The 6,139-nt window shown below is 71.1% G+C and carries 7 protein-coding genes; 3 read left to right on the top strand and 4 right to left on the bottom strand.

All coding sequences use genetic code 11. The features are described from left to right. From LEL83_RS06665 to LEL83_RS06650, 4 genes are all read right to left on the bottom strand, one after another. A partial coding sequence (locus tag LEL83_RS06665; protein ID WP_308009880.1) for a biotin/lipoyl-containing protein occupies positions 1-372 on the bottom strand: 372 nt, incomplete at its 3' end. 31 nt (positions 373-403) lie between these two features. Continuing rightward, positions 404-1,363 (bottom strand): alpha-ketoacid dehydrogenase subunit beta, encoded by a 960-nt coding sequence (locus LEL83_RS06660; protein WP_225558219.1) that lies wholly within the window; start codon positions 1,361-1,363, stop codon positions 404-406. A gap of 86 nt (positions 1,364-1,449) precedes the next feature. Beyond that, on the bottom strand, positions 1,450-2,586 hold the full coding sequence (locus tag LEL83_RS06655; RefSeq protein WP_225558214.1) for a thiamine pyrophosphate-dependent enzyme: 1,137 nt from the start codon (positions 2,584-2,586) through the stop codon (positions 1,450-1,452). A 23-nt stretch (positions 2,587-2,609) separates the two neighbouring features. Next, a complete protein-coding gene (locus LEL83_RS06650) occupies positions 2,610-3,689 on the bottom strand; it encodes a histidinol-phosphate transaminase (RefSeq protein ID WP_198657495.1) in 1,080 nt (359 codons plus the stop codon). Between the two features lie 49 nt (positions 3,690-3,738). Between LEL83_RS06650 and LEL83_RS06645 the strand changes: the two genes are divergently transcribed. The 3 genes from LEL83_RS06645 to purB are packed head-to-tail and all read left to right on the top strand — an operon-like array spanning position 3,739 to position 6,079. Further along, complete coding sequence (locus LEL83_RS06645; protein WP_198657494.1) at positions 3,739-4,137, top strand: phage holin family protein; 399 nt, start codon at positions 3,739-3,741, stop codon at positions 4,135-4,137. A gap of 47 nt (positions 4,138-4,184) precedes the next feature. Further along, positions 4,185-4,697 carry a low molecular weight protein-tyrosine-phosphatase gene (locus tag LEL83_RS06640; protein WP_111110721.1) on the top strand — a complete coding sequence of 171 codons (513 nt, stop codon included), beginning with the start codon at positions 4,185-4,187 and terminating at the stop codon, positions 4,695-4,697. After that, entirely contained in the window at positions 4,694-6,079 is a 1,386-nt protein-coding gene (gene purB, locus LEL83_RS06635) for an adenylosuccinate lyase (protein ID WP_225558213.1), read from the top strand. Before LEL83_RS06640 ends, purB begins: the two co-directional genes overlap by 4 nt. Positions 6,080-6,139: the final 60 nt, after the last annotated feature.

Below are 6,139 nucleotides of genomic sequence, written 5' to 3'. Positions count from 1 at the left end.
GGCCGGCGTCGCGGCGGGAGCAGGCGGGGTGGACGCGGCCACGGGTGCGGCCGGGGCTGCCTGGGCGACGGGTGCCGGGCCTCCCGACTGCTCAGCGGGGGGCGTGACGGCCGCGCCGGACGCGACCGACGCGTCGGAGTCGACGCGGATGATCGGCTTGCCGACCTCGACCGTGTCCCCCTCGGACACGAGCAGCCCCGTGACGGTCCCGGCGAACGGCGAGGGCAGCTCGACGAGCGACTTCGCGGTCTCGATCTCGACGAGCACCTGGTCGACGGCGATCTCGTCCCCGATCGCGACGCGCCACTGCACGATCTCGGCCTCGGTGAGTCCTTCGCCCACGTCGGGCAGGGGGAATTCGGCGGCGGCCACTACGGCTCCTTCGCGATCTCGGTCGGGTTGGTCAGTAGGCGAGGGCGCGGTCGACGGCCTCGAGGACACGGTCGGCGTCCGGCAGGTGCAGGTGTTCGAGCTTCGACACCGGGAACGGCACGTCGAAGCCGGACACCCGCAGCGGCGGTGCCTGCATCGTGTAGAACGCCTTCTCGGCGACGGTGGCGGCGATCTCGCTGCCGACGCTGACGAAGCCGGAGGCCTCCTGCGCGATGACCAGGCGACCGGTCTTGCGCACCGAGGCGAGCAGCGGCTCCCAGTCGATCGGCGAGATCGAGCGCAGGTCGATGACCTCGCAGCTCGTGCCCTCGGCCTCGGCGAGCTCCGCCGCCTGCATCAGCGTGGCGACCATCGCGCCGTGACCGACGAGGGTGACCTCGGTGCCGGTGCGGGCGACGCGGGTGGTGTGCATCGGGACGTGGCCGTCGACCAGGTCGACCTGGCCCTTCGGCCAGTAGCGCGACTTCGGCTCGAGGAAGACCACCGGGTCCTTCGACGCGATCGCCTCCTGGATCATCCAGTAGGCGTCGTTCGGGGTGCTCGGGCTGACCACGCGGAGACCGGGGGTGTGCGCGAAGTACGCCTCCGGGGACTCCTGGTGGTGCTCGACGGCGCCGATGTGGCCGCCGTAGGGGATGCGGATGACGACCGGCAACGACATGTGCGCCGGCAGACGGTTCTGCATCTTCGCGAGCTGCGACGTGATCTGGTCGAAGCCCGGCCAGACGAAGCCGTCGAACTGGATCTCGACGACGGGACGGTACCCGCGCAGGGCGAGACCGATCGCGGTGCCGATGATCCCGGCCTCGGCGAGCGGGGTGTCCCGCACGCGCTCGGGGCCGAAGCGGTCCTGCAGGCCCTCGGTGATGCGGAAGACACCGCCGAGTGCGCCGATGTCCTCGCCCATGAGCAGGACCTTGTCGTCCGCTTCCATGGCTGCGGCGAGCCCGGCGTTGAGCGCCTTGGCCATCGGCAGGGTCGGGGTGGGGTCGCTCGGGACCTCGCCGGCGCCCGGGTGCGAGCGCAGGGTGTAGTCGAAGAGCTGCTCGGTGGTGCTCATGCGTGGGCGCCTCCTTCGAAGCCGGCCTCGTACTGTTCGAGCCAGGCCTTCTGCTCGGCGATCAGCGGGTGCGGCTCGCGGTAGACGCTGTCGAACATGACGTCCGTGGAGGGGGCGGTGAGGGCGACGGTCCGGCGGCGGACGTCGGCGGCGATGTCCTCGCCCTCCTCGTCAAACGCGGCGAACTGCTCGTCCGTGACGCCCTTGCTGCGCAGGTACGCGGCCGAGCGGACGATCGGGTCGCGCTCGACCCAGGCGTTCAGCTCGTCCTCGCCGCGGTACCGGCTCGGGTCGTCGGAGCTGGTGTGCGCACCGATCCGGTAGGTGTCGGCCTCGATGAAGGCCGGGCCCTGACCGCTGCGGGCGTGGTCGGTCGCGACGACCGAGGCCGTGTACGACGCCAGGATGTCGTTGCCGTCGATGAGGACGCTCGGGATCCCGAAGCCGCGCGGGCGATCGACGAGCGGCGTCGGCGACTGCACCGACACCGGCACCGAGATGGCCCAGTGGTTGTTCTGCAGGAAGAAGACGACGGGGGCCTGCGTCGACGCCGAGAACACGAAGGCCTCGTTCACGTCGCCCTGGCTGGTCGCGCCGTCACCGAAGTAGACGATCGAGCAGGCGTCGCGGTCGGGGTCGCCCGTGCCGACGTCGCCGTCGAGCTTCTGGCCGAGCGCGTACCCGGTGGCGTGCAGCGTCTGCGAGCCGATCACCAGGGTGGAGATGTGGGTGTTGCCGCGCTGGTCCGGGTCCCACCCGCCGTGGGTCTGACCGCGGTACATCGCGATGATCTCCATCGGCTCGACGCCGCGGTGCATCGTGACGGCGTGCTCGCGGTACGACGGGAACACGTGGTCCTGGGCGCGCAGGGCGAAGGCGGAACCGGTCTGGGCGGCCTCCTGCCCGTGGCTGGGCACCCACAGGCCGAGCTGGCCGGTGCGCTGCAGGTTGTGGCCGGCGTGGTCGAACCGACGGGTGAGGACCATGCGGCGGTGCATCGCCAGCAGGGTCTCGTCCGGGATCGCACGCGCTGCGGCGGCGAACTCGGCGTTCTCGTCGGTCTCCACGAACCGACCCTCGGGATCGAGGAGCCGGACGGTGGTCGTCGCGGGAGCCGCGGCGCGGAATGACATGCGGGCCAGCGTAGCGCCAGCCATCAGTCGGCCACCTGGAGGTCCCCCACAAGCGAGCGTGCGGTTTCGAGGAGCGTTTCCACAGCCTCGTGCTCCCCGATGGAGATGCGGACGCCCTCCGGTGGGAAGGCCCGGACGATGATGCCGGCCTCCTCGAACGCGGCGGCCGCTGCGGCGGTCCGCTCCCCCGTCGGCAGCCACAGGAAGTTGCCCTGGGCGTCGGGCACGGCCCAGCCCTGGGCGCGGAGCTCGCCGACCAGGCGGTCCCGCAGGGTCGCCAGCTCGGCGACGCGGGCGAGCAGTTCGTCCTCGCGTTCCAGGCTGGCGAGTGCGGCGGCCTGGCCCTGGGCGGTCACCGAGAGCGGGATGGCGCAGGCGCGGACGGCGTCGAGCACGTACTGCGGGCCGAGTGCGTACCCGACGCGCAGGCCGGCGAGGCCGTACGCCTTCGAGAAGGTGCGGAGGACCACGAGGTTCGGGTGCGCGGCGAGCAACGGGTGCCCGTGCACGGCGGACTCGTCGGTCACGAACTCGGCGTATGCCTCGTCGAGCACGACCAGCACCGATCGCGGCACCGCGGCCATGAACGCGTCGAACTCGTCGGCGGTCACGACCGGCCCGGTCGGGTTGTTCGGCGAGCAGACGATCACCATGCGCGTGCGGTCGGTCACCGCGGCGGCCATGGCGTCGAGGTCGTGGCCGCCGTCGGCACGGTTCGGCACCGGCACGCTCGTCGCCCCCGCGACCGTGACGACACCGGGGTACGCCTCGAACGAGCGCCAGGCGTACACGACCTCGTCACCCGGGCCGGAGGTCGCGCGGGCGAGCTCGTGCAGGATCGCCACGCTGCCCGGGGCGACGTGCACCTGGTCCGCCGTGACGCCGAAGCGCTCGGCGAGGACGGCGCGCACGGCCAGGGCGGTGGCGTCGGGGTAGCGGTTGTAGGCGGTCTGCGCCTGCACGGCCTCGACCACGCCGGGGAGCGGCGGGAACGGGTTCTCGTTGCTCGACAGCTTGAACGCGGACGCGGCCGCCTGTCGTCCCTGCTTGTAGGCGGGGAGGACCGCGACCTCCGGGCGGATGTGCACACGCTGCTCGCTCACCGGCCCAGGCTACCGGCACGCGTGCGGGGAACGAGGGCATCATGAGTGCATGCGATTCCTCGTCCGCCTCGTCGTCAACGCCGTCGCGCTCTGGCTCACCACGCTCATCGTCAGCGGGGTCTCCGTCACCCCGTTCGGCGACGGTGACACCACCGCGACCGTCCTCACCTTCCTGCTCGTGGCGTTCGTGTTCGGGCTCGTGAACGCGGTCATCGGCACGATCATCCGCATCGTCGCGTTCCCGATCTACATCCTGACCCTCGGCCTCATCTCGTTCGTGGTGAACGCCGTGCTGCTGCTCATCGTCGCGGGCATCTCCGAGGCGTTCGGCTTCGGGCTCGAGGTCGACTCGTTCGGGTGGGGCATCGTCGGCGCCTTCGTGCTCGCGGTCTTCGCGTGGCTGATCGGGCTCGTCGCGCGCCCGGTGCTCAACCGCCAGCGGGCGTGACCCGGGCGGACCTCGCGGAGGACACCGCCCTGCGTCATGATGTGCTCATGACCCAGGACGTCGACGCCCCGTTCCGCGTCTCGTTCGTCTGCAGCGGCAACATCTGCCGCTCCCCGATGGCCGGCGTCGTGTTCGCACAGATCGCCGCCGACGCGGGTCTCGCCGACCGGTTCCAGGTGGAGTCGGCCGGCACCGGGGACTGGCACGTCGGTGAACCGGCCGACGAGCGGACGATCGCCGCCCTGGCAGCGCGCGGATACGATGGCAGCAGGCATCGCGCCCGTCAGTTCGACCCGGACCGGTTCCCGGACCTCGACCTGGTGGTCGCACTCGACCGCTCCCACGAGCGCATCCTGCGTTCGTGGGCCCCGACCATGGACGACTCCGCCAAGGTGACGCTCCTGTTGCGGTACGACGCCGCCTGGCCCCAGCAGACCGACGTGCCGGACCCGTACTACGCGGACCGACACGAGTTCGACCGAGTGCTCTCGACCGTCGAACGGGCCTGCCGGGCGCTCTTCCACCAGCTCGAGCCGGCAGTCCGTCAGGGAGCCCCATGACCCCCCTTCCCCCGCAGCCGATCAGCCCGCTTGACGGGCGGTACTACCCGATCGTGCACACGGTGGGCGAGCACCTGTCCGAGGCCGGACTCAACCGTGCTCGCATCGTGGTCGAGGTCGAGTGGCTCGTCTTCCTGACCGACCACGCGTTGTTCACCACCTCGCCGCTCAGCGTCGACGACAAGGCCGCGCTGCGCCGCATCGCCGAGACCTTCGGCCAGGACCAGATCGCGGAGCTCGCCGAGATCGAGGCGACGACGCGGCACGACGTGAAGGCCGTCGAGTACTTCGTGCGCCGTCGTCTGTCCGAGCTCGGGCTCGACGCGATCGCGGAGCTCACCCACTTCGCCGCCACCAGCGAGGACGTCAACAACCTGTCCTACGCGCTCACCGTGCGGGACACCGTGGAGCAGGTCTGGCTGCCCGCCTTCCGAGCCGTGCTCGAGAAGCTGCGGACGCTCGCCGTCGAGCTGAAGAGCGTCCCGATGCTGTCCCACACGCACGGCCAGCCGGCGACGCCGACCACGCTCGGCAAGGAGCTCGCGGTCGTCGTCTACCGGCTCGAGCGGGTCCTGGCGCAGATCGAGGGCGGCGAGTACCTCGGCAAGTTCTCCGGCGCGACCGGCACGTTCTCGGCGCACCTCGCCGCGGACCCCGAGGCCGATTGGCCCGCGCTGTCCCGCGAGTTCGTCGAGGGCCTCGGCCTGACGTGGAACCCGCTCACCACGCAGATCGAGTCGCACGACTGGCAGGCCGAGCTGTACGACCGGGTGCGGCACGCCAACCGGATCCTGCACAACCTGGCGACCGACGTGTGGACCTACATCTCGATGGGGTACTTCACGCAGATCCCGGTCGCCGGCGCCACCGGGTCGTCGACGATGCCGCACAAGATCAACCCGATCAAGTTCGAGAACGCCGAGGCGAACCTCGAGATCTCGTCGGCACTGTTCTCGACGCTGTCCGAGACCCTCGTGACGAGCCGCCTGCAGCGCGACCTGACCGACTCCACCACGCAGCGGAACATCGGCGTCGCGTTCGGGCACTCGCTGCTCGCGCTCGACAACCTGCGCCGCGGGCTCGGTGAGATCGCCGTGAACGAGGCCAAGCTCGCCGACGACCTCGACCACAACTGGGAGGTGCTCGCCGAGGCCATCCAGACCGTCATCCGCGCCGAGGTCACCGCCGGGCAGTCGAACATCGAGGACCCCTACGCAATGCTCAAGGAGCTCACCCGGGGCAAGCGGGTGAGCCAGCAGGACCTCGTCGCGTTCGTGAACCGCCTGGACATCTCCGACGGCGCGAAGGCCCGGCTGACGAACCTCACGCCCGCGACGTACACCGGTCTGGCGGACGAGCTGGTCGACCACCTGGACGTCTGAGCAGCGCGGACCGGGCGGCGCCGAGCCCGCCCGGTCCGCCGCCGCCTGGTCCGGGCCGCC

Source organism: Curtobacterium oceanosedimentum, from assembly GCF_020297365.1.
Taxonomy (GTDB): domain Bacteria; phylum Actinomycetota; class Actinomycetes; order Actinomycetales; family Microbacteriaceae; genus Curtobacterium.
Note: the sequence above shows the minus strand (reverse complement) of the source record. Positions and strands in the feature narration are given on the sequence as shown.

Coding starts and splice junctions, on each gene's coding strand:
- LEL83_RS06660 (WP_225558219.1), bottom strand. CDS start 1,363: ATGGCCAAGGCGCTCAACGCCGGGCTCGCCGCAGCCATGGAAGCGGAC.
- LEL83_RS06655 (WP_225558214.1), bottom strand. CDS start 2,586: ATGTCATTCCGCGCCGCGGCTCCCGCGACGACCACCGTCCGGCTCCTC.
- LEL83_RS06645 (WP_198657494.1), top strand. CDS start 3,739: ATGCGATTCCTCGTCCGCCTCGTCGTCAACGCCGTCGCGCTCTGGCTC.
- LEL83_RS06640 (WP_111110721.1), top strand. CDS start 4,185: ATGACCCAGGACGTCGACGCCCCGTTCCGCGTCTCGTTCGTCTGCAGC.
- purB (WP_225558213.1), top strand. CDS start 4,694: ATGACCCCCCTTCCCCCGCAGCCGATCAGCCCGCTTGACGGGCGGTAC.